General features: G+C 59.8%; 16 protein-coding genes. 7 read left to right on the top strand and 9 right to left on the bottom strand.

Going from position 1 to position 21,037, the window contains the following annotated elements; translation table 11 throughout:
- Positions 1–71: 71 nt before the first annotated feature.
- Positions 72–554: an acyl-CoA thioesterase gene (locus ACCC96_RS05655; RefSeq protein WP_007934430.1), complete on the bottom strand. Its 483-nt coding sequence runs from the start codon at positions 552–554 to the stop codon at positions 72–74.
- A 205-nt stretch (positions 555–759) separates the two neighbouring features.
- Here ACCC96_RS05655 and ACCC96_RS05650 point away from each other — a divergent pair, with 205 nt between their 5' ends.
- Positions 760–2,523, top strand: a complete 1,764-nt coding sequence (locus ACCC96_RS05650; protein ID WP_413695180.1) for a cation:proton antiporter — start codon at positions 760–762, stop codon at positions 2,521–2,523.
- A gap of 18 nt (positions 2,524–2,541) precedes the next feature.
- On the opposite strand, the gene ACCC96_RS05645 is transcribed toward ACCC96_RS05650, so the two are convergent.
- The 4 genes from ACCC96_RS05645 to uvrD form a co-directional block, all read right to left on the bottom strand.
- Positions 2,542–2,949 (bottom strand): SMI1/KNR4 family protein, encoded by a 408-nt coding sequence (locus ACCC96_RS05645; protein ID WP_007934432.1) that lies wholly within the window; start codon positions 2,947–2,949, stop codon positions 2,542–2,544.
- Positions 2,950–3,084: 135 nt separating this feature from the next.
- Positions 3,085–3,954, bottom strand: a complete 870-nt coding sequence (locus tag ACCC96_RS05640; protein WP_413695179.1) for a Tim44 domain-containing protein — start codon at positions 3,952–3,954, stop codon at positions 3,085–3,087.
- Positions 3,955–4,133: 179 nt separating this feature from the next.
- Entirely contained in the window at positions 4,134–4,574 is a 441-nt protein-coding gene (locus ACCC96_RS05635; RefSeq protein WP_007934436.1) for an EamA family transporter, read from the bottom strand.
- A gap of 88 nt (positions 4,575–4,662) precedes the next feature.
- Positions 4,663–6,846, bottom strand: coding sequence for a DNA helicase II (gene uvrD, locus ACCC96_RS05630; protein WP_007934438.1), 2,184 nt, complete (start codon positions 6,844–6,846; stop codon positions 4,663–4,665).
- Positions 6,847–7,105: 259 nt separating this feature from the next.
- Between uvrD and ACCC96_RS05625 the strand changes: the two genes are divergently transcribed.
- The 3 genes from ACCC96_RS05625 to ACCC96_RS05615 all read left to right on the top strand — a co-directional run bounded on the left by ACCC96_RS05625 (position 7,106) and on the right by ACCC96_RS05615 (position 11,409).
- Complete coding sequence (locus ACCC96_RS05625; RefSeq protein WP_413695178.1) at positions 7,106–9,979, top strand: EAL domain-containing protein; 2,874 nt, start codon at positions 7,106–7,108, stop codon at positions 9,977–9,979.
- Positions 9,980–10,114: 135 nt separating this feature from the next.
- Positions 10,115–10,981 carry a transcriptional regulator HexR gene (gene hexR / locus ACCC96_RS05620; RefSeq protein WP_003187110.1) on the top strand — a complete coding sequence of 289 codons (867 nt, stop codon included), beginning with the start codon at positions 10,115–10,117 and terminating at the stop codon, positions 10,979–10,981.
- A gap of 215 nt (positions 10,982–11,196) precedes the next feature.
- A complete protein-coding gene (locus ACCC96_RS05615; RefSeq protein ID WP_026346042.1) occupies positions 11,197–11,409 on the top strand; it encodes a PA3496 family putative envelope integrity protein in 213 nt (70 codons plus the stop codon).
- Here ACCC96_RS05615 and ACCC96_RS05610 read toward each other — a convergent pair.
- Positions 11,351–12,313, bottom strand: a complete 963-nt coding sequence (locus ACCC96_RS05610) for a LysR family transcriptional regulator (protein ID WP_413695177.1) — start codon at positions 12,311–12,313, stop codon at positions 11,351–11,353. The genes ACCC96_RS05615 and ACCC96_RS05610 overlap by 59 nt on opposite strands.
- A gap of 190 nt (positions 12,314–12,503) precedes the next feature.
- Here ACCC96_RS05610 and ACCC96_RS05605 point away from each other — a divergent pair, with 190 nt between their 5' ends.
- Both ACCC96_RS05605 and oadA read left to right on the top strand, forming a co-directional pair.
- Positions 12,504–13,919, top strand: a complete 1,416-nt coding sequence (locus tag ACCC96_RS05605) for an acetyl-CoA carboxylase biotin carboxylase subunit (RefSeq protein ID WP_007896523.1) — start codon at positions 12,504–12,506, stop codon at positions 13,917–13,919.
- Between the two features lie 11 nt (positions 13,920–13,930).
- Positions 13,931–15,739, top strand: coding sequence for a sodium-extruding oxaloacetate decarboxylase subunit alpha (gene oadA, locus ACCC96_RS05600; RefSeq protein ID WP_413695176.1), 1,809 nt, complete (start codon positions 13,931–13,933; stop codon positions 15,737–15,739).
- 129 nt (positions 15,740–15,868) lie between these two features.
- Here oadA and ACCC96_RS05595 read toward each other — a convergent pair whose 3' ends face one another.
- The 3 genes from ACCC96_RS05595 to ACCC96_RS05585 all read right to left on the bottom strand — a co-directional run bounded on the left by ACCC96_RS05595 (position 15,869) and on the right by ACCC96_RS05585 (position 19,975).
- Positions 15,869–18,022, bottom strand: a complete 2,154-nt coding sequence (locus tag ACCC96_RS05595; RefSeq protein WP_413695175.1) for an autotransporter domain-containing protein — start codon at positions 18,020–18,022, stop codon at positions 15,869–15,871.
- Between the two features lie 298 nt (positions 18,023–18,320).
- On the bottom strand, positions 18,321–19,157 hold the full coding sequence (locus tag ACCC96_RS05590; protein ID WP_413695174.1) for an amino acid ABC transporter permease: 837 nt from the start codon (positions 19,155–19,157) through the stop codon (positions 18,321–18,323).
- Positions 19,154–19,975 (bottom strand): ABC transporter substrate-binding protein, encoded by an 822-nt coding sequence (locus tag ACCC96_RS05585; RefSeq protein ID WP_019651293.1) that lies wholly within the window; start codon positions 19,973–19,975, stop codon positions 19,154–19,156. Before ACCC96_RS05585 ends, ACCC96_RS05590 begins: the two co-directional genes overlap by 4 nt.
- A gap of 110 nt (positions 19,976–20,085) precedes the next feature.
- Here ACCC96_RS05585 and ACCC96_RS05580 point away from each other — a divergent pair, with 110 nt between their 5' ends.
- Positions 20,086–20,985, top strand: coding sequence for a homocysteine S-methyltransferase family protein (locus ACCC96_RS05580; protein WP_413695173.1), 900 nt, complete (start codon positions 20,086–20,088; stop codon positions 20,983–20,985).
- The last annotated feature ends 52 nt before the right edge of the window (positions 20,986–21,037 follow it).

Raw genomic sequence — 21,037 nt, 5'->3', positions numbered from 1 at the left:
GTAGAAAAGATCGCAGCCTTCGGCAGCTCCCGCGCGTCTGTGGGCGCTGCCGCAGGCTGCGATCTTTTGCTTTAAGCGTCGCCCTTGATTTCCTGATAGCGCTTTTCCAGTTCCTGACGTATCTGCCGGCGCTGCTGGGCCTGCATGTACCGACGCTTGTCTTCGCTGTTCTGCGGTTGCAGTGGCGGGACGGAGGCCGGTTTACGCTGGTCATCCACCGCGACCATGGTGAAGAAGCAGCTGTTGGTGTGGCGCACCGAGCGCTCGCGAATGTTCTCGGTCACGACCTTGATGCCCACTTCCATCGAGGTATTACCGGTGTAGTTGACCGAGGCCAGAAAGGTCACCAGCTCACCGACATGAATCGGCTCGCGGAAGATCACCTGATCCACCGACAAGGTCACTACGTAACGACCGGCATACCGGCTGGCGCAAGCGTAGGCCACTTCATCGAGGTATTTGAGCAGGGTGCCGCCGTGGACATTGCCAGAGAAGTTGGCCATGTCGGGGGTCATCAATACCGTCATCGACAGCTGGGCGTTTCCGGGTTCCATAACGTACTCACGGGTTCAAGGCAGGGTTTGGGGGTTACACCTCTGTGGGTGCTTGTCGGTGTTTTTCAAACCAACAGTTATCGGGACGCCGGGCGGGGAGGTGCCGTCACGCCCGAAGCGATCTGTTTCCATATATTGCACCGTCTTTGCGCCGGAAGTCGTGGTGTTACCCTTCAAAAGCCCACCCCCGAAGGAGCCACACACCATGCATGCCATCAGTTTCATTCAGGATCTGGCAGTGATCATGTTGATCGCGGGCGTGGTGACCGTGCTCTTTCATCGTCTCAAACAACCGGTGGTGCTCGGCTACATCGTCGCCGGTTTCATTATCGGCCCGCATACGCCACCCTTCGGCCTGATCCACGACGAAGAAACCATCAAGACCCTCGCCGAGCTAGGGGTGATTTTCCTGATGTTCTGCCTGGGGCTGGAGTTCAGCCTGCGCAAGCTGTTCAAGGTCGGCGCCACGGCGTTTATCGCGGCCTTCCTGGAAATCGTCCTGATGATCTGGATCGGCTACGAAATCGGCCGCTGGTTCGACTGGAATACCATGGATTCGCTGTTCCTCGGCGCGATCCTGGCGATTTCCTCGACCACCATCATCGTCAAGGCGCTCAACGACCTGAAGATGAAGAACGAGCGTTTTGCGCAGTTGATCTTCGGCGTACTGATCGTCGAGGACATCCTCGGTATCGGCATCATCGCCTTGCTGTCGAGCATCGCGGTCAGCGGCACAGTCAGCTCCGGCGAGGTCTTTTCCACCGTCGGCAAGCTTTCACTGTTCATGATTGTCGCACTGGTCATCGGCATTCTGCTGGTGCCGCGACTACTCGCCTATGTGGCGAAATTCGAAAGCAACGAGATGTTGCTGATTACCGTGCTGGGCCTGTGTTTCGGTTTCTGCCTGCTGGTGGTCAAGCTTGAATACAGCATGGTTCTCGGCGCGTTCCTGATCGGCGCGATCATGGCCGAATCACGCCAACTGCTAAAGATCGAGCAGTTGATCGAGCCGGTTCGCGACCTGTTCAGTGCGATCTTCTTCGTCGCCATCGGCCTGATGCTCGACCCGATGATCCTGTTGCAATACGCCTGGCCGATCGCGGTGATCACCGTCGCCGTGGTGCTGGGCAAGATGCTGTCCTGTGGCCTCGGCGCGTTTATCGCTGGCAATGACGGACGCACCTCACTGCGCGTGGGAATGGGGCTTTCACAGATTGGCGAATTCTCTTTCATCATCGCCGCGCTGGGCATGACGCTGCAGGTCACCAGCAGCTTTCTCTATCCGGTGGCTGTGGCCGTCTCGGTGATCACCACGCTGTTGACGCCCTATCTGATCCGCGCGGCCGATCCGCTGTCGATCAAGCTTGCTACCGTGATGCCGCAGCGCCTGGCTCGTGTGCTGGGGATGTATGGCGAATGGCTGCGCAGCATCCAGCCTCAGGGCGAGGGCGCGCTGTTGGCGTCGATGATTCGGCGGATTCTGTTGCAGGTGGGGGTCAATCTGGCGCTGGTGGTTGCGATCTTTTTATCGGGCGCCTTCTTCGCCGAGCGCATGTCCGTTTACCTGCAAGACTGGATCAGCGACCCGAGCTGGCAGAAAGCGTTGATCTGGGGTGGGGCGTTGCTGTTGTCGCTGCCGTTCCTGATCGCCGCCTATCGCAAGCTCAAGGCGCTGTCGATGCTGCTGGCAGAAATGGGGGTGAAGCCGGAGATGGCCGGCCGCCACACGCAGCGAGTGCGGCGGGTGATCGCCGAAATGATCCCGATCCTCTCGCTGCTGGTGATTTTCCTGCTGCTGGCAGCCTTGTCGGCCAGTATTCTGCCGACCAACAAGTTGCTGGTGCTGATTGTCGTGGTCGCGGCTGCGGTAGCGGCGCTGCTCTGGCGCTGGTTCATCCGCGTGCATACGCGGATGCAGGTGGCCTTGCTGGAAACCCTGGACAACCACAAGGACTCCTCAAGCCACTGACAGTCGTGCAGGGGTAAATCAGCTTTCCAGCCAGACGTCCCGTGCCCAGTGCCAGACCGATTCCCAGGTTTCTTCGGCGAGTAACTCTTCTTCGGCCAGCCACAACACCACGGTGCCGTCTTCTTCGACGCAGTAGTAGTTGTCACCGTCCTGGCAGATCGGGATCAGGCTGCGATCAACACCAGCGTCCCAGGCGTTGGCGGCAACGTCCGGCAGGTAGGTGTGGGATTGCGGGTCGGTGACGGTCACCGGCTCCAGGCTGCCGTAGACCACATCGCTAACGGTCAGCAGGAACTCTCTGAATACGAATGGAATGTCGATGAACAGTTGCTCTTCGATTTCTACCAGCAGATCTTCGTCGGGCAACTCCAAGGGGACCGGTACCGGTTCGTTGGCTTCACGCAGTTGTTCGATGATTTCTTCCACGTCCGGGATCCTCTTGCTTGATGGCGCGGTTTAGTTGGGGCGGTTTATACAGTAGCTCGCTATAGATGCAACCGTGAAATAGAAAACCCCGGCAGAGCCGGGGTTTTCATTACAGCATGCGAAAGCGCGGGGGTATCAGCCGTTCTGGCGGATACCCGCTACCAGCCAAGGCTGGTTTTCGCCCTGGGGACGCTCCATGTTCCAGCTTTCGCTGAACACTTCGCCCTGGTCGAAACGCGAGTTTTTCGACACGCCGCTGAAGGTCAGGGTGGCGATAGTCTTGTCCGCACGGTCATCAACGCCGTCCAGTTGTACCTGGAGGTTGTCGATGTAGGTCGACTGGAAGCCGTCGCCCAGGTCGGCACGCTCGCGCTTGAGGAACTCCAGCAATTGCGGGGTCACGAACTCGGCGATCTTGTCCATTTCGTTGGCGTCCCAGTGCTGTTGCAGGGACTGGAAATGGTTGCGCGCGGCTTCAACGAAGCGCTGTTCGTTGAACCAGGCCGGAGCATTGATCACCGGACGGGCAACAGGTGCAGCCGAACCGCCGAAGATCGACCCCATGGCTGGCTTCTGCTCGAACACTTCACGTTGCAAAGGCGCGCCGGCCGGAGCCAGATGCTCCTGCTGCTTGCGACGACGAGCGGCAATGAAGCGGAAGACCAGGAAGGCGATGACCGCCATGATCAGGATGTCGAAGAACTGCATGCCCTGGAAGCCGCCGCCCATGAACATGGAAGCCAGCAGGCCACCGGCCGCGATACCGGCCAGAGGGCCGAGCCAACGCGAAGCACCGCCGGCCTTGGCGGCAGCGCCAGCGGCACCGGCCGCGCCGGCAGTGGCGGCTGCACCGCCCACGCCAGGAGAAGAAGGAGCCATTTGGCTGGTCTGGTGAGTCGGCGCCGCACCGGCGCTTTTGCCGCCACCAAAGCGCTTGGCGTTGGCGTCCAGGCTCATCGTCAGGCCGATGCACAACGCCATGGCGATGCTAAGAAAACGTTTCATAAAGGGAATTCCCATTTGTGGATGGCACGCGCGCCATGTTGCACAGCTGAAGTGTTACTGGCTAGCGGCAGAGTGTTTCGGGCTTTTGCCTGACAGGTTGTGTTCAGCTTCAGTCAGCGCAATAAGGCCTGTTAGCGTTAGTCCGTAGGACGAGTGGACAGCTTCTGTAGGAAGAATGCTTAGCGCCGCAGCGCCAGCATGACGACACCGGCCGTAATCAGGCCGATTCCGCCCCATTGGCGCAGGTCGAGTTTTTCGCCCAGCAGGATTACGCCGAGCACCGCCACCAGCACCACGCTGAGTTTGTCCACCGGAGCGACCAACGAGGCCGGCCCCAGTTTCAGCGCGCGGAAGTAGCAGATCCACGAGGCACCAGTGGCCAGTCCCGACAGCAGTAGGAACAGGTAGCTCCTGGCCGAGATCGATCCTAATGACTGATATTGGCCCGTAGCGTACAAAATCAAGGCCAGGCTGACCAAAACCACCACCGTGCGCAGCAGCGTGGCGAAGTCCGAGTTAACGTTTTCGATGCCGATTTTGGCGAAGATCGCGGTCATGGCGGCAAATGCCGCCGACATCAGGGCCCAGAATGTCCAGGAAGAAAAGAAACCCGAGCCCATGTATTCGCGCCTTTCATAAGATCAATCTGAAACACAGAACATTGTGGGAGCGAGCAGACTCGCCCCCACATTAAATCACTGGCAGGTTTTAGATCGCTTCCAGCTTGGCGTAACCCAGCATCAGCCACTTGCTGCCTTCGCTGAAGTTCACCTGCACCCGCGCCTGAGCACCGGCGCCTTCGAAATTCAGGATCACACCGTCGCCGAACACCGAATGCCGCACAGTCTGGCCGAGGCTGAACCCGGTGTCCGGGATCTCGCTGCCGCCGAACAGGCTGCTGGAACTCTGCTGCTGGCCTCCGCCGAACGGACGGCTGACACTGTTGGACAGTCGCACTTCCTGGATCAGGCCTTTCGGCACTTCACGTACGAAACGCGACACCTTGTTGTAGGTCTCGCTGCCGTACAAACGTCGGGTTTCAGCATACGTCAGCACCAGGTTCTGCATCGCCCGGGTGATACCGACATAGGCCAGACGGCGCTCTTCTTCAAGGCGACCGGGTTCTTCCAGGCTCATCTTGTGCGGAAACAGGCCTTCTTCCATGCCCACCAGGAACACGTAAGGGAATTCCAGGCCCTTGGCGCTGTGCAGGGTCATCAACTGAATGCTGTCTTCGTGCTCGTCGGCCTGGGTGTCCCCGGCCTCCAGCGAGGCGTGGCCGAGGAACGCCGCCAGTGGCGATTGCTCTTCGTCCTCTTCCGGGTTTTCGAAGTTGCGCGCGGCGCTGACCAGTTCCTCAAGGTTTTCTACCCGGGCCTGGCCTTTCTCGCCTTTTTCCGCCTGGTGGTAGGCGATCAGCCCCGACTGCTCGATGACGGTCTGGGTCATCAGGTGCAGCGGCATTTCCATGCACTTGGCGGCGAGGTTCTCGATCAGCTCCATGAACGCCCCAAGGGCGCCGGCAGCGCGACCGGTCAGGCCCTTGTTGGCCACCAGCTGACGCATGGCCTCCCACATCGACACGTCGCTGTGGCGCGCATGATCGCGAATCGCTTCGACGGTTTTTTCGCCGATGCCACGGGCCGGAACGTTGATCACCCGCTCAAGGGCCGCATCGTTGCCACGGCCTTCCAACAAACGCAGATACGCCATGGCGTTCTTGATTTCTGCTCGTTCGAAGAAGCGCTGACCACCATAAATGCGGTACGGGATGCGCTCGCGCAGCAAGGCTTCTTCCAAAACGCGCGATTGGGCGTTGGAGCGGTACAGAATCGCGATATCACTGCGAGCCAAGCCGGTTTTCAGCGCGCTTTCAATAGTTTCAACCACGTAGCGTGCTTCATCGTGTTCGTTGAACGCGGCGTACAGATTGATTGCTTCGCCTTCGCCACCATCGGTCCACAGCTCTTTGCCCATGCGCCCGGTATTGTTGGCGATCAGGGCGTTGGCGGCCTTGAGGATCCCGGCGGTGGAGCGGTAGTTCTGCTCCAGACGAATGATTTCGGCATCCGGGAAGTCGTCGGAATACTGATAGATGTTCTCGATTTTCGCGCCGCGCCAGCCATAGATCGACTGGTCGTCGTCGCCGACCACCATCAGGCTGTCGCCACCCTTGGCCAGCAGACGCAGCCAGGCGTACTGCACGGCGTTGGTGTCCTGGAACTCGTCCACCAGAATGTGCCGGAAGCGCTTCTGGTAATGGGCGAGCAGGCCCGGGTGGTCGCGCCACAGATCGAGGGCGCGCAGCAGCAGTTCGGAGAAGTCGATGACGCCGGCGCGCAGGCACGCAGCCTCGTAGGCTTCATAAATGCTGCGCATGGTCGCCAGGAACAGATCGCCGCTGGCTTGAATATGTTGTGGACGCAGACCTTCGTCTTTCTGCCCGTTGATGAACCACTGGGCCTGCCGGGCCGGCCAGCGTTGCTCGTCCAGGCCCAACTCGCGGATCACCCGCTTGACCAGCCGTTGCTGGTCGTCGCTGTCGAGAATCTGGAAGGTCTGGCTCAGGCCCGCCTCTTGCCAGTGCGCCCGCAATAAGCGGTGCGCCAGGCCGTGGAAGGTGCCGACCCACATGCCGGCCGGGTTGATACCCATCAGCTGCTCGATGCGATGACGCATCTCGGCAGCGGCCTTGTTGGTGAAGGTCACCGACAGGATGGAGTGGGGCGAGGCGTTTTCGACCTGGATCAACCAGGCGATACGGTGCACCAGCACTCGGGTTTTGCCGGAGCCAGCACCGGCCAGGACCAACTGACGACCCACGGAGGCAGCTACGGCCTGGCGTTGGGCATCGTTGAGGGAGTTCAGCAGAAGGGAGAGATCATCGCGCATCGGGGCATTCTAGGGTGCGCCGTCACACCGGGCAAACCGAGCTTTGCATTAGCCGATGAAAGAAGCACCGATGACGACCGGTCGGTCACTGGCTGCGAGCAGGGGCGGGGCTCGCCTGGCGGCTTTTACGCCGGATGCGGGCGACTAAAACTTTTGTCTATTTTATGACCTGAGGCAGTTTGGTCCGGGCATTTGCTTGTGTATGCTCCGTCCACAATTCGGGCTCGCATGCTCAACTATAAGAACAAGAACATCGCCTATGACCCTCAGCTCCGACCTGTCGGGCCCCTCCGTGGAGCCTCGGGCTATCCGCAAACAGTACGCCATGGAGATGGCGGTCGAACGCACGCGTCTGCTGTACCAAGGCTCGCTCTTGCCGACGCTTTTCATGTTGATCAACGGTCTGGTCTGCGCCGGGTTGCTCTGGAGCCCGCAACGCTACTTCGTGGTCAGTGTCTGGCTGGTCTGGTTATTGTCGCTGGTGGCGTTGCGGGTGATTCAGGTCGCGGCCTTCGATTCGGCGATTCCCAACCGTCAGGCCCATCCGATCTGGCGTCGCATGTTTCTGCTCGGTTCGGCGATGACCGGTTTGACCCTGGCCGGTGCCGGCATTGCACTGGTGCCCGCTGACAATTTCATCCAGCAAGCCTGGGTGTTTGGCCTGATCGGCGCCGCAGCCCTCTCGGCCAGCGTCGCTTATGCGGTCAGCCTGCCAGCATTTCTATCCTTTACCTTGCCCTGTCTGTTGCCCGCCATCGGCTATCTGTTCTGGGGCGGCGATGAACAGGAGCAGGGCTGGGGCTGGTTCGGGCTGATTCTGCTGGGCTCGTTGAGCGTGGTCGCCTGGCAGGTCAATCGACTGATCGATCAGGGGTTGCTACGGCGCTTTCAAAATCAGGCGCTGATCGAGCACTTGCAGCAGGCGCAAAGTCGCAGCGAGCAACTCAATCACGAACTGGCCAAGGAAATCGACCAGCGTCGTCGCGCCGAAGAAGAATTGCGCGAAACCCAGGTCGACCTTGAAAACCGGGTCGCCCAACGCAGCCTGGAACTGGATGCGGCCAACCAGGCGTTGAGCAAGAGCGAAGCGCGGCTGGCGCTGGCGTTGAAGGCGAGCGAACTCGGTTTGTGGGACTGGAACCTGCAGACCGACGAAGTCCATCACACCCAGCTCCAGGAGTTGTTCGGGCTGGAGCCGGAATACGTGACGGCGATGCTCCGCCACCTCAAGCCGAGGCTGCACCCCGACGACTTGCCAGCGCTGCGGCGGGCGCTGGTCGAGCATTTGAAGGGCCGCACCGAGGATTATCAGATCGAGTACCGGGTGCGACATGGGGATGGCCATTGGGTCTGGATCGAGGACCGTGGTCGAGCGGTCGAGCGTAGCGAAAACGGCCGGGTGATCCGCATGGTCGGCACCCGCCGCGATATCAGCGCCAGCAAGCACCTGGAAGAACAGCGCCAACTGGCGGCGACCGTATTCGAGGCGGCCAGCGAAGGCATTGTGATTTTCGACCCGAATTACGCGCTGATCGCCGTCAATCAAGCCTTCAGTCGGGTAACTGGCTATGAAATCGGCGACATGCTTGGGCGCAACGTGGTCGATTTACCCTGCAGCCGCGATGCCCGTCGGCATTACGCGGCGATTCGTCAGGCGCTGGAGCAGCACGGTAGTTGGCAGGGCGAATTGGTCGAGACCCGCAAGAATGGCGAGTTGTATCCGCAGTGGCTGCAACTGAATGCCGTGCGCGATATGCGGGGAAATGTCAGTCATATTGTTGGCTTCTTCGCTGATCTGTCCGCTCGGCGTGAATCCGAAGAGCGTATGCGCTACCTGACCCATTACGACGAGCTCACGGGGCTGGCCAACCGTTCGTTGTTCCGTGAACGACTGAGCGAGGCTCATCAGCGGGTGCGCCAGGGCGGTCGGCGCAGCCTGGCGTTGCTGCACATCAATCTGGATCGCTTCAAGCTGCTCAACGACAGCCTCGGCCACGAAATCGCCGATCAGCTGTTACAGAAAATGGCCCGGCGGTTGGTCAATGCGTTGCCGGAAGCGGACACCATCGCCCGGTTGTCCGGCGATGAATTTGCGGTGCTGTTCGACGCCTACGGCAACCTGTCGAGCCTGGCGCGCGTGGCGACCCGATTGTCGACCAAGCTGCGTTTGCCGATCACCGTCGAGGGGCATGAACTGGTGATGAGCGCGTCCATGGGCATCAGCCTGTTGCCGGACACCGCGCGGGAGATTTCCGCGCTGGTCAGCCAGTCGAACATGGCCATGCAGCATGCCAAACACTTGGGCGGCAACAACTTCCAGTTCTACACCGACAGCCTGCAGGCCAGCACGCTCGAGCGTTTGCAGCTTGAGAACCAATTGCGCAAAGCCATCGAAGAAAAGCAGTTGAAGGTGTTTTATCAACCGAAACTCTGCCTCGCCACCGGCCGGTTGAATGCCGCCGAAGCGCTGGTGCGCTGGAATCACCCGACCCTTGGCCAGGTACCGCCGGGGGATTTCATCGGTCTGGCCGAGGAAACCGGCCTGATCAACGCTATCGGCGAGTTCGTATTGCGTCAGGCCTGCTGGCAAGCCTGCGAATGGCAGCGTCAGGGGCTTGAGCCGATTCGGGTGTCGGTCAATCTGTCGGTGCATCAACTGCGTCAGGGGAAACTGGTCAGCCTGGTGCGCCAGGTGCTGGAGGAAACCGGTCTGGCGCCGCACTACCTGGAACTGGAACTTACCGAGAGCCAGTTGCTGGACAGCGTCGAGCACATCATCGCGACCTTCCAGCAATTGCGCGATCTGGGGGTGAAGCTGGCGATCGACGATTTTGGTACCGGTTATTCGTCTCTGAGTTATCTGAAACGGATTCCGGTGGACTACGTGAAGATCGATCAGGCATTTATTCGCGGGCTGGGGGAGAGCAGTGAAGATGCGGCGATCACCCGGGCGATCATTGCCATGGCCCATGGTCTGTCGTTGAAAGTGGTGGCTGAAGGGGTCGAGCGGCCGGAGCAGTTGGAGTTTCTGAAGGTCGAGCGTTGCGATGAAGTGCAGGGTTATTGGATCAGTCGTCCGGTTGAGGCTACTGACCTGGCTGAGCTGTTGCGCGCGGACGAAAAAACCTCGTAGGTGCTACATGGAGCATATGTCGCGTGATACGGGGACATTGAGTTACGCATTGAGCAGGCAAAAAGCCGATTCATGTAGTATAACTACAAGCGTGCTACATCCCCGGCACCTGCCAATAACAAAGAGTCCTGCCCCTTGAATCTGCTGCAACACATCGCCCAGTCACGCCACCTGTTACGCAAGTCGGAGCTCAAGGTCGCCGACCACGTGCTGCTTGATCCTGCGGCGGTGATGCACAGTTCCATGGCCGACCTGGCCCACAGCGTAGGCATCAGCGAGCCGACCATCGTGCGGTTTTGCCGCGCCATCGGTTGCTCCGGGTTCCAGGATTTGAAACTGAAGCTGGCGCAGAGCCTGGCGGCTGGCGCGAGCTTCGGGCAATTCGCGATCCATGAAGACGATTCGGTTGCCGATTACAGCCTGAAAATCTTCGACACTACCCTGCACACCCTGATGGAAGTTCGCGAGAAACTTGACCCGGTAGCGTTGCAGAAAGCCGTGACCGCGATGTCCCAGGCCCAGCGTGTCGAGTTCTACGGCTTCGGCGCGTCCGGTGCGGTAGCGGCGGATGCCCAGCACAAATTCTTCCGTTTGCTGCTGACCGCGGCGGCGTATTCTGACCCGCATATGCAGGCGATGTCGGCAGTGACCTTGAAGCCGACCGATGTGGCGATCTGCATTTCCCAGTCCGGTCGTTCAAAAGACCTTTTGATCACCGCCAACCTGGTGCGCGAAAGCGGCGCCTCGCTGATCACTCTGTGCCCGAGCCAGACACCGTTGGCCGAGCTGTCGACCGTCAACCTGGCGATCGATGTGCACGAAGACACTGAAATCTACACGCCGCTGACGTCGCGTATTGCGCATCTGGTAGTGATCGATGTGTTGGCGATGGGCGTGGCCATGGCTCGTGGGCCGAGCCTGGTCAATCACCTGAAAAGCGTCAAACGCAGCCTTCGCAGCTTGCGGCTGTCGCCAAAGTCAGTAAAAGCGCTGGACGATTGATTCTGGCTGGAATTGTGGCGAGGGAGCTTGCTCCCGCTCGGCTGCGCAGCAGTCGTAAAATCTTAGGGCTGCTTTGCGACCCAGCGGGAGCAAGCTCCCTCGCCACAGGTTCGCGGTCAGCCAGTGAGTTTCATCGTTCTGTAACCCTCCCGCCGCCAAACCGTCATCCCTCGCGCCTATCTTGAAACTCCCGTACTCGCCTTGGGAGACTCGAAATGGCCCAGCCCTACGAAGAACGCAACAGCGCCGTCAAAACCCGTCGTCAGCAAGAAGACCAGCGCCGCATGGAATTTCGCCGCGCCATCGAAGATCGTTGCGAACGCCGCCAGCTTCTGGCCGAAATCGGCGAATTTCCCGACGACCTCGAACTCAACTACTGGCAGGCAGCGCCGGTAACTTCCCGCCGAAACGCTCAACCAGCGCGCTGATTTGCGCCCGTTCGCTGCGGATAAACGCAAGGAATGCGTGAGCTACCGGCGATAGCCGTTTGGCCTTCGCCTGCACCAGGCACCAACTACGCAGCAGCGGCAGCTCTTCGACCGGCAGCTCAATCAGGCCACCGGTCGCCAACTCAAGGTTCAGGGCATGGCGCGTCAACAGCGCCAGGCCCAGACCCGCCAGCACGCATTCACGCTGAGCTTCCGCCGACGCGACCTCCTGGGTCTGGGTGAAGTGCACGCGCTTCTCTTTGAAATACTCCTCACAGGCCAGTCGCGTGCCGGAACCGGGTTCGCGCAACAGCAGCGTGTAGGGCTCCAGATCCTGCAGGCGCAGCGGCCCCATGTGGCACAGCGGATGATCCGGCGGCGCCACGGCTACAATCGGGTTATTGAGGAACGGCAGGAATTCCAGCCCCATGTCCTGTGGGACCATCGACATGATCACCAGATCGTCACGGTTATCCGACAGGCGCCGGATAACCTGGCCGCGGTTGACCACCGTCAGGTGCAGGTTCACTTCCGGGTGCTGGCGTTTGAACGCGGCAAACAGGTGCGGCACGAAGTACTTGGCGCTGGACTCCACCGCCAGTTTCAACTGACCTTGCAATGAGCCTTGCATGTCCGACAGCTGCATATCGAGGTTTTCCAGGCGCCCGAAAATGTCCCGGCTGGCGCGCTGCAGTGCTTCGGCCGCCTCGGTCATGTAGAGTTTTTTGCCGACATAATCGAACAGGGGCTGGCCGATCAGCTCTTCGAGTTGACGAATCTGTAGGCTCACGGCAGGTTGTGTGAGAGACATTTCGTCGGCAGCGCGGCTGTAGGACCTTAAATCGCACACCTCATTGAAGATCTGCAATTGACGCAATGTCATACGCATCAATGACTTACGCATTTTCTATAAATCCTGAGCGAAGGCCGATGACTCAACTATAAGTCTTTGCTTATGCCTGACCCAATTATTATTCATTTTTGTTAATCCCTTGCGAGCGCTAGTGTGGAGCTGCGACTGAATTGAAACATTTGGTCACGCGTCGACCTGTCTAATCGGGTCGTGGGTGCCACCGGCTCAAGGGAACCTCCAAGTGATAAAAAAGATCCTGATTGCCAACCGTGGTGAGATTGCCGTACGAATCGTGCGTGCCTGCGCCGAGATGGGCATTCGCTCGGTCGCGATCTATTCCGACGCCGACCGTCATGCCTTGCATGTGAAGCGTGCGGACGAGGCCCACAGCATCGGTGCCGAGCCACTGGCCGGCTACCTGAACCCGCGCAAGCTGGTGAACCTGGCGGTGGAAACCGGATGCGATGCGTTGCACCCCGGCTACGGCTTCCTTTCGGAAAATGCCGAGCTGGCGGACATCTGCGCCGAGCGCGGAATCAAATTCATCGGCCCGTCGGCGGAAGTCATTCGCCGCATGGGCGACAAGACCGAAGCGCGCCGCAGCATGATCAAGGCCGGCGTGCCGGTCACACCGGGCACCGAAGGCAACGTGTCGGGCATCGAAGAAGCCCTGACCGAAGGCGACCGCATCGGTTACCCGGTGATGCTCAAGGCTACCTCCGGTGGTGGCGGCCGTGGTATTCGTCGTTGCAACAGTCGCGAAGAACTCGAACAAGCCTTTCCGCGAGTGATCTCCGAAGCCACCAAGGCTTTCGGTTCGGCGGAAGTGTTCCTGGAAAAATGTATCGTAAACCCGAAACACATCGAAGCGCAGATCCTCGGCGACAGCTTCGGCAACGTGGTGCACCTGTTCGAGCGTGACTGCTCGATCCAGCGTCGCAACCAGAAGCTGATCGAGATCGCTCCGAGCCCGCAACTGACCCCGGAACAGCGCGCCTACATCGGTGACCTGTCGGTGCGTGCAGCCAAGGCCGTGGGTTACGAGAACGCCGGTACCGTGGAGTTCCTGCTCGCCGAGGGCGAGGTGTACTTCATGGAGATGAACACCCGGGTGCAGGTGGAACACACCATCACCGAAGAAATCACCGGCATCGACATCGTTCGCGAGCAGATCCGCATCGCCTCCGGTTTGCCGCTTTCGGTGAAACAGGAAGACATCCAGCACCGCGGTTTCGCGCTGCAGTTCCGGATCAACGCCGAAGACCCGAAAAACAACTTCCTCCCGAGCTTCGGCAAGATCACCCGTTACTACGCGCCCGGCGGTCCCGGCGTGCGCACCGACACAGCGATCTATACCGGCTACACCATTCCGCCGTTCTACGATTCGATGTGCCTGAAACTGGTGGTCTGGGCGCTGACCTGGGAAGAGGCGATGGACCGTGGCTTGCGAGCCCTCGACGACATGCGTCTGCAAGGGGTCAAGACCACCGCCGCGTACTACCAGGAAATCCTGCGTAACCCGGAATTCCGTAGCGGCCAGTTCAACACCAGCTTCGTTGAAAGCCACCCTGAACTGACCAACTACTCGATCAAGCGCAAACCCGAAGAGCTGGCCCTGGCCATCGCCGCCGCCATCGCCGCCCACGCAGGCCTGTGAGGAATATGACAATGTCCAAGAAGATCCATGTAACTGACACAATCCTGCGCGACGCCCACCAATCGCTGCTCGCCACCCGCATGCGCACCGAAGACATGCTGCCGATCTGCGACAAGCTCGACAAAGTCGGCTACTGGTCGCTGGAAGTCTGGGGCGGCGCGACCTTCGACGCCTGCGTACGCTTCCTGAAAGAAGACCCGTGGGAGCGTCTGCGCCAACTGCGCGCCGCGTTGCCTAACACGCGCCTGCAAATGCTCCTGCGTGGCCAGAACCTGCTGGGCTATCGCCATTACAGCGACGACGTGGTCAAAGCCTTCGTCGCCAAGGCCGCGGTCAACGGCATCGACGTGTTCCGCATCTTCGACGCCATGAACGATGTGCGTAACCTGCGAGTCGCCATCGAAGCGGTGAAAGCTGCCGGCAAACACGCCCAGGGCACCATCGCCTACACCACCAGCCCGGTGCACACCATCGAGGCTTTCGTGGCGCAAGCCAAGCAAATGGAAGCCATGGGTTGCGACTCGGTGGCGATCAAGGACATGGCCGGTCTGCTGACCCCGTACGCCACGGGTGAACTGGTCAAGGCTCTGAAGGCCGAGCAATCGCTGCCGGTGTTCATCCACTCCCACGACACCGCCGGCCTGGCTGCGATGTGCCAACTCAAGGCCATCGAAAACGGCGCCGACCATATCGACACCGCGATCTCCAGCTTCGCCTGGGGCACCAGCCACCCGGGCACCGAATCGATGGTCGCCGCCCTTAAAGGCAGCGAGTTCGACACCGGCCTGAACCTGGAACTGCTGCAAGAGATCGGCCTGTACTTCTACGCCGTGCGCAAGAAGTACCACCAGTTCGAAAGCGAATTCACGGCGGTCGACACCCGTGTTCAAGTCAACCAGGTGCCGGGCGGGATGATTTCCAACCTGGCCAACCAGTTGAAAGAGCAGGGCGCCCTGAACCGCATGAGCGAAGTGCTGGCGGAAATCCCGCGCGTTCGCGAAGACCTCGGCTTCCCGCCGCTGGTGACCCCGACCTCGCAAATCGTCGGCACCCAGGCGTTCTTCAACGTGCTGGCCGGCGAGCGCTACAAGACCATCACCAACGAAGTGAAGCTTTACCTGCAAGGCGGCTACGGCAAGGCGCCGGGCACTGTGAACGAGCAACTGCGTCGCCAGGCCATCGGCAGCGAAGAGGTTATCGACGTTCGTCCGGCCGACCTGCTCAAGCCGGAGATGACCAAGCTGCGTGCCGAAATCGGCGCCGTGGCCAAGTCTGAAGAAGACGTGCTGACCTACGCCATGTTCCCGGACATCGGCCGCAAGTTCCTCGAAGAACGCGCGGCCGGCACCCTGACGCCAGAAGTGCTGTTGCCGATTCCGGAAGCCGGAAAGGTGGCTTCGGTGGGCGGTGAAGGCGTGCCGACCGAGTTCGTCATCGACGTTCACGGCGAAACCTACCGCGTCGACATCACTGGTGTGGGCGTCAAGGCTGAAGGCAAACGCCACTTCTACCTGTCCATCGACGGCATGCCGGAAGAAGTGGTGTTCGAACCGCTCAACGAATTCGTCAGCGGCGGCAGCAGCAAGCGCAAGCAAGCCACTGCACCGGGCCACGTCAGCACCACCATGCCGGGCAACATCGTCGACGTGCTGGTCAAGGAAGGCGACACCGTGAAAGCCGGCCAGGCCGTGCTGATCACCGAGGCGATGAAGATGGAAACCGAAGTCCAGTCGGCCATCGCCGGTAAAGTCACCGCCATCCACGTGGCCAAGGGCGACCGGGTGAACCCGGGCGAGATCCTGATCGAGATCGAAGGCTGAGTTAACAGCCTCGATATACCGCTTTAAACCTCGGGGGGGCATGTGCTCCCCTTTTTTTTCGCCCGGAGTTTGGGCCTTCGCTCCCACCAGGAGGAACTGTGCTGAATCAGTAAGGGCGAGGTGATTTCGTCAGAACGCCATCCGCCACTGTCCCGTCACGCCATGATTGCGGCTATCACTGGAGATTTCGCCAGTGAAGCCAACACCCAATGTATGGTTTGCCGAAACCCCAAGATCCAGACCCGCATCGACCAGCAGGCTGTTGCGATCCAGCGCAGCGCCTTTGACGGTGTAAGTCCTGCCGCCGGTTACCAGTCGTTGATGAGTCCTGCTGTCGACATCACCGTAGGTGTGTTTCCAGCCGGCGCCGAATCGTGGCGTCAGTTGCATGCCGTTATCCAGCGTATTGAGCTGTGCGAGGCGCAGACCGAATGTGCTACTGAAATTGCCCTGCGTTTGCCCATGGACCTGTAATGCCGCCGCTCCACCTTTCTCGGTATAGCTGTCACGCTGGTAGCGCTGATAGCCGAGATTGGCAAAGGGCTCGGCGTGGAAACTACCGCTGCCGAGGTTGTAACCCAGCTCTGCAAAGGCTTGCTGAGTGTGGGCGTCGTAGCGGCCTTTCAGGCGATCGCTGAAACTGTTGAACGCCACTCGCCGTTTGGTGCTGCCATCGTGGTTGCCGTAACTTGCGCCCAGACGTAACGCCAACGGGCCGCTTTGGCGCAGGGCATAGGCGCCCAAGTGCCAACTGTCCAGATCTCCGTCCAGATGATTTCCGTCCAGGCGTGTCTGCGATTTTGCGCCGATGGCGCCCACACGCCATTGCTCATCGAGCGCCCAATCCGCACCCAGCACCAGACCTTCCGTGGAATGTTGCAGCGCGCTGCTGGCATGGCCGCGATCGAGTGTGCCGCCGTTGCCCAGTGCTTGTAGCCAGACCCTGCCAGTGGCTTCGCTGCCCGCCGCCAAACTCGGCGTTCTGTGCTGCCCGTTGAAGTCGGTATTGTCCGTCTGGCGCATGGCCGAGAGCAGGCTGCTGTTCACCGAATTGGCGCTACTCAAGGTTGCACTGGCCAGGTTGGCATTGCTGCCACCGGCCAATTGTTCGATCGCCAGGATGGCGGTGGCTTTGTTGGAGCCGAGCAGGGCGGAGATGGCGGCGTTGGTTGTGGTGGATGACTTCGCAGCGACGACCGTCGGATGGGGAGTGGGCGATGACGCTACTTCGAAGGCCTCATTTTTTGTGGCAAGAGGTGGAGTCAGTGCGCTGATGGAGGGTTCGGAGGTGGCGGTTGGAGTCACGGCGGCGATCGTGTTGTTCGTCGTGTCAGATGGCATCTGAGCAGAGGGGGACTCTATTGGTTCTTCGATGCTGTTAGCCAACTCGCGTCCATTGTCGCTGCTCGCGAGGCTTTCGATAGTCACCTCATTCCGCGCATAAGTCAGGCCAACAGATTTTTCGTTGTACTGAATGGCAGGGGTCATGAAAGCCAGGTTGTTGAGAACCTTGCCGAACTCACCTTCGACGTTGCTGGCGTTCATAACGGTGTACTGGTTGCTCAACGCATAGTCGCCCGGCACGGCGACAATGTTCAGCGTGGCGTTGCCAAGGTTGGCGGTGCCATCAACCTGAATGGTTTCGCTGCGGCCATCGGCATTTACCTCATAGGCCAGTTCGCCAGTGTCGTGCAGCTCAAGGTTGCCGCTTACCCGCGGTGCACCGTGCATCGCATTGACCTCAAGCCGACCTGCTACCAACAAGTGGCCAACTTGCCCATTGCCGCGAAAGGTCGCTTTTTTATCAACCGAAACTTGGCCGACAATGTGCCCGCGATTAGTTAGCGCAGCTTTTTCCTTCACTATGGCGCCTTCGGAGAAGTCACCAGTCCCCGTCAGCGTCCACTCACCTCGATTGACGTGCAGGTAGTTAAAATTCCGGCTTTCCCCTAGTTCGCCACCGCTCACGATATCGAGTTGCAGAGCGTTGGTGCCGCCGCCTCCATCAACGATCCCGTCGAAACGGCCGCGTCGGCTGACGGTTATCAGATCGTTGGCATCGCTCAGTTTCAATGCGATGCCATCAGCACCTTTTTCTGTTTTGGTTACCGGCGTTTTAACCGTGTCTGAACCGTTGATGAATGCCTCGAACAGTGTCATTTGATTAGCGAATGACGGCAGGATGGCGGTTGGCTGTTGAGCATGCGCGGAACCTGCATGGGCAAGGGTGAGGGAAATCGTCAGAGCCATGCATTGCGGTCGAAAAGTGTGTCTGCTGGACATCGGGTTCAGCCTCTTTTGAAGGGAGGCCAAACTCTAAAAGTCGATCCGGTTTCAGGATGCCGGGCGTTTCCCGGCGCATCGAAAGGCGTAGAGACGTCGGTTGTAGCCGAAGCAATGGTGGTCTTCGACGACGTCCGTTTTCACCCGACCATTTGATGTTTTTCCTTACAGCAATCCCGGAAGCTTCCATTGGCGAAAACTTAGAAACTCATCTACCAATGCCCGATCAATCCATGATTACGGCTGTTGTTGCCGATCTCGCCGCTGGCACGCTTGAAATTGGCGAGGCTGTTCGTTGCTAACTACGACTTAAATACGCCTTCCCATAATGCCGTTCCATCCGCGCCTGAATCAGCTCCAGTCCAATCGACATCAGCCAATAAATAATCGCCGCCGTCGTCAGCATTTCGATATAGCGATAGCTCGAGCGCCCGTACGATTGTGCCAGGAACATCACTTCCCAAACCCCCATCACCGAGATCAGTGATGAGTCCTTGAGCATGGAGATGAACTGGTTGGTGGTGGGCGGGATGATGGTGCGCATGGCCTGGGGCAGGGTGACGCGCCAGAAGATCACGGTTTCGCGCATGCCCAGGGCCAGCGACGCTTCGCGTTGGCCATGGGGGACGCCAAGGATGCCAGCGCGGAAGATTTCGCTCAGGTAGGCGCCGTAGTTCAGCGACAGGGCGATGATGCCGGCGGCAATCGCGCCGGGCACGACGCCCAATTGCGGCAAGCCGAGGTAGATCAGCAATATCTGGATGAGCAGCGGCGTGCCGCGAAAGAACGAGGCATAGAAACTTGCGATGCCGAACGCCACGGCGCTTTTCGACAGTCGAGCCAGGGCCGTGATGAAGCCCAGCAGCGACGAAGCCACAATCGAGCACAGGCACAAGAACAGCGTCAGCGCCGCGCCTTGCAGAAAGCCGTTGGGCGCCAGGTGCAGGCCGATCAGGTTCGGCAGTTTGTCGAGGATGATCGAGAACTTCAGGTCGAAGCTCAGGAAGAAACTGGCGAACAAGCCGAACATCGCCGCCCAGGTCAGGTACAGCCGGGTACGGAAGCCGAAGACCCGTCGCAGTAATGACTCAACCACCGGTTGCGGTGGCTGAGGAGGTTTGGGGAAAGAAGTCATTTGCTGATGTCGGCGCCGATCCATTTTTGCGACAGCTTGCTCAAGGTGCCGTCCTGTTTCAACTGAGCGAACACTTCACGCACTTTGGCGTCCCACTGGGCGTCGCCTTTTTCGATGGCCACCGAGTTCGGCTCCGAGTACAGCGGCTGGCCAGCGAGCTTGAAGCGCTTGTCTTCGTTCAGGCGCGGTTGCGCGGTGACGAGGTTGGTGAGGATCGCGTCCAGACGCACGCCAGCGCCCAGGCCCAGATCCTGGAATGCGACGTTGTCAGTGTCATACGGGGCGATCTGCACGTTCTCGAACGGATACTGCAGTTGGGTGTCTTCGGCGCCTTCGATCACCAGGTTTTTGTTCAGGTAGCTTTCATAGCTGGAGGCGCTGGTGAGGCCGACTTTCTTGCCGCTCAGGTCCTTGGCGCTGTGAATGCTATCGTCCTTGGCATTGACCACGATCACGGCGGGGGAGGCGTAGTACTCGACCGGGAAGTCGAAGACTTCGGCGCGGGCCTTGCTCGGGGTCATGGAGCAGATGCAGATGTCGTAACGCCCGCTCCAGCGGCCGGCGGCGATCACATCCCAGGACGGCGTTTCCAGACGCAGCTTGACGCCCAGTTTGTTCGCCACGGCCTTGGCCACGTCGACGTCGAAACCGTCGAGCTGGTTTTGATCGTTGAGGAACGAGAAGGGTGGATAGCTTTCCATCAACACGCCGACCAGTTCTTTCTTTTGTTCGATGCGATCCAGAGTGGCGCCGGCAAAGGCTTGGGTGGAGGCAGCCAGAATCGTCAGGCCCAGGGCCAGCAGCGGTTGAAGTTTCACAGTTGATCCCTGAAAAAAGAGGTTGTTATTAACCGTATGGTGCGCATTAAATAGTTATAAGAACGACTCTGATAGTGAGTTATTTTCATAAGCTTATGAGTGAAAAGCATATGGGCGCAGACAGCACGGTAATTCTGGATGGCGGCATGGGTCGTGAACTGCAACGCCGAGGGGCGCCGTTCAGGCAACCCGAGTGGTCGGCGCTGGCCTTGAGCGAGGCGCCACAAGCCGTGGAGGCAGTGCACGCGGCTTATATCGAGAGCGGTGCCAACGTGATCACCAGCAACAGTTACGCGGTGGTGCCGTTCCACATTGGCGAGGAGCGTTTTGCCGCTGAAGGCCAGGCCCTTGCGGCGTTGGCCGGCGAGCTGGCTCGGCGTGCAGTCGATGCGTCGGGCCAAGCGGTGCGTGTGGCCGGCTCATTGCCGCCGTTGTTTGGCTCCTACCGCCCGGACTTGTTCGATGCTGCTCGAGTGACTGAACTGTTGAGCCCTCTGGTCAATGGCCTGGCGCCTCATGTTGATCTGTGGCTGGCCGAAACCCAGAGTTCGATTGTCGAAGCACGGGCGATCCATGCCGGGCTGCCGAAGGACGGCAAACCGTTGTGGCTGTCGTTTACCTTGAAGGATGAAGACACCGACGAAGTGCCGCGTTTGCGCTCCGGTGAGCCAGTGGCTGAGGCCGCCGCGGTGGCGGCTGAGTTGGGTGTCGAGACTTTGCTGTTCAACTGCAGCCAGCCGGAAGTGATCGGCGCGGCGATTGATGCGGCGCGGGAAACCTTCGAGCGCCTGGGGGTGAAGATTCATATCGGCGCTTACGCCAATGCCTTCCCGCCTCAACCGAAAGAAGCCACGGCCAACGACGGTCTGGACCCGCTACGTGATGATCTCGATCCGCCGGGTTATCTGGTTTGGGCGGCTGACTGGCGGAAGAGGGGGGCCAGCCATTTGGGCGGATGCTGCGGGATCGGGCCGGAGCATATTGCGGTGTTGGCGCGGAAGTTGGTGTAAAAAAGAAAGATCAAAAGATCGCAGCCTTCGGCAGCTCCGACAGGGTTTTGTG

It is taken from the genome of Pseudomonas sp. Pseusp11 (assembly GCF_047304405.1).
Taxonomy (GTDB): Bacteria; Pseudomonadota; Gammaproteobacteria; order Pseudomonadales; family Pseudomonadaceae; genus Aquipseudomonas.
This window is presented reverse-complemented; position numbering and strand designations above follow the sequence as displayed.

Excerpts from the sequence above, each read along its gene's own strand:
- oadA (WP_413695176.1), top strand. The coding sequence starts at position 13,931 with ATGTCCAAGAAGATCCATGTAACTGACACAATCCTGCGCGACGCCCAC.
- ACCC96_RS05580 (WP_413695173.1), top strand. The coding sequence starts at position 20,086 with ATGGGCGCAGACAGCACGGTAATTCTGGATGGCGGCATGGGTCGTGAA.
- ACCC96_RS05595 (WP_413695175.1), bottom strand. The coding sequence starts at position 18,022 with ATGTCCAGCAGACACACTTTTCGACCGCAATGCATGGCTCTGACGATT.
- ACCC96_RS05640 (WP_413695179.1), bottom strand. The coding sequence starts at position 3,954 with ATGAAACGTTTTCTTAGCATCGCCATGGCGTTGTGCATCGGCCTGACG.
- ACCC96_RS05650 (WP_413695180.1), top strand. The coding sequence starts at position 760 with ATGCATGCCATCAGTTTCATTCAGGATCTGGCAGTGATCATGTTGATC.
- ACCC96_RS05610 (WP_413695177.1), bottom strand. The coding sequence starts at position 12,313 with ATGCGTAAGTCATTGATGCGTATGACATTGCGTCAATTGCAGATCTTC.
- uvrD (WP_007934438.1), bottom strand. The coding sequence starts at position 6,846 with ATGCGCGATGATCTCTCCCTTCTGCTGAACTCCCTCAACGATGCCCAA.
- ACCC96_RS05655 (WP_007934430.1), bottom strand. The coding sequence starts at position 554 with ATGGAACCCGGAAACGCCCAGCTGTCGATGACGGTATTGATGACCCCC.
- ACCC96_RS05625 (WP_413695178.1), top strand. The coding sequence starts at position 7,106 with ATGACCCTCAGCTCCGACCTGTCGGGCCCCTCCGTGGAGCCTCGGGCT.
- ACCC96_RS05615 (WP_026346042.1), top strand. The coding sequence starts at position 11,197 with ATGGCCCAGCCCTACGAAGAACGCAACAGCGCCGTCAAAACCCGTCGT.
- ACCC96_RS05590 (WP_413695174.1), bottom strand. The coding sequence starts at position 19,157 with ATGACTTCTTTCCCCAAACCTCCTCAGCCACCGCAACCGGTGGTTGAG.
- ACCC96_RS05635 (WP_007934436.1), bottom strand. The coding sequence starts at position 4,574 with ATGGGCTCGGGTTTCTTTTCTTCCTGGACATTCTGGGCCCTGATGTCG.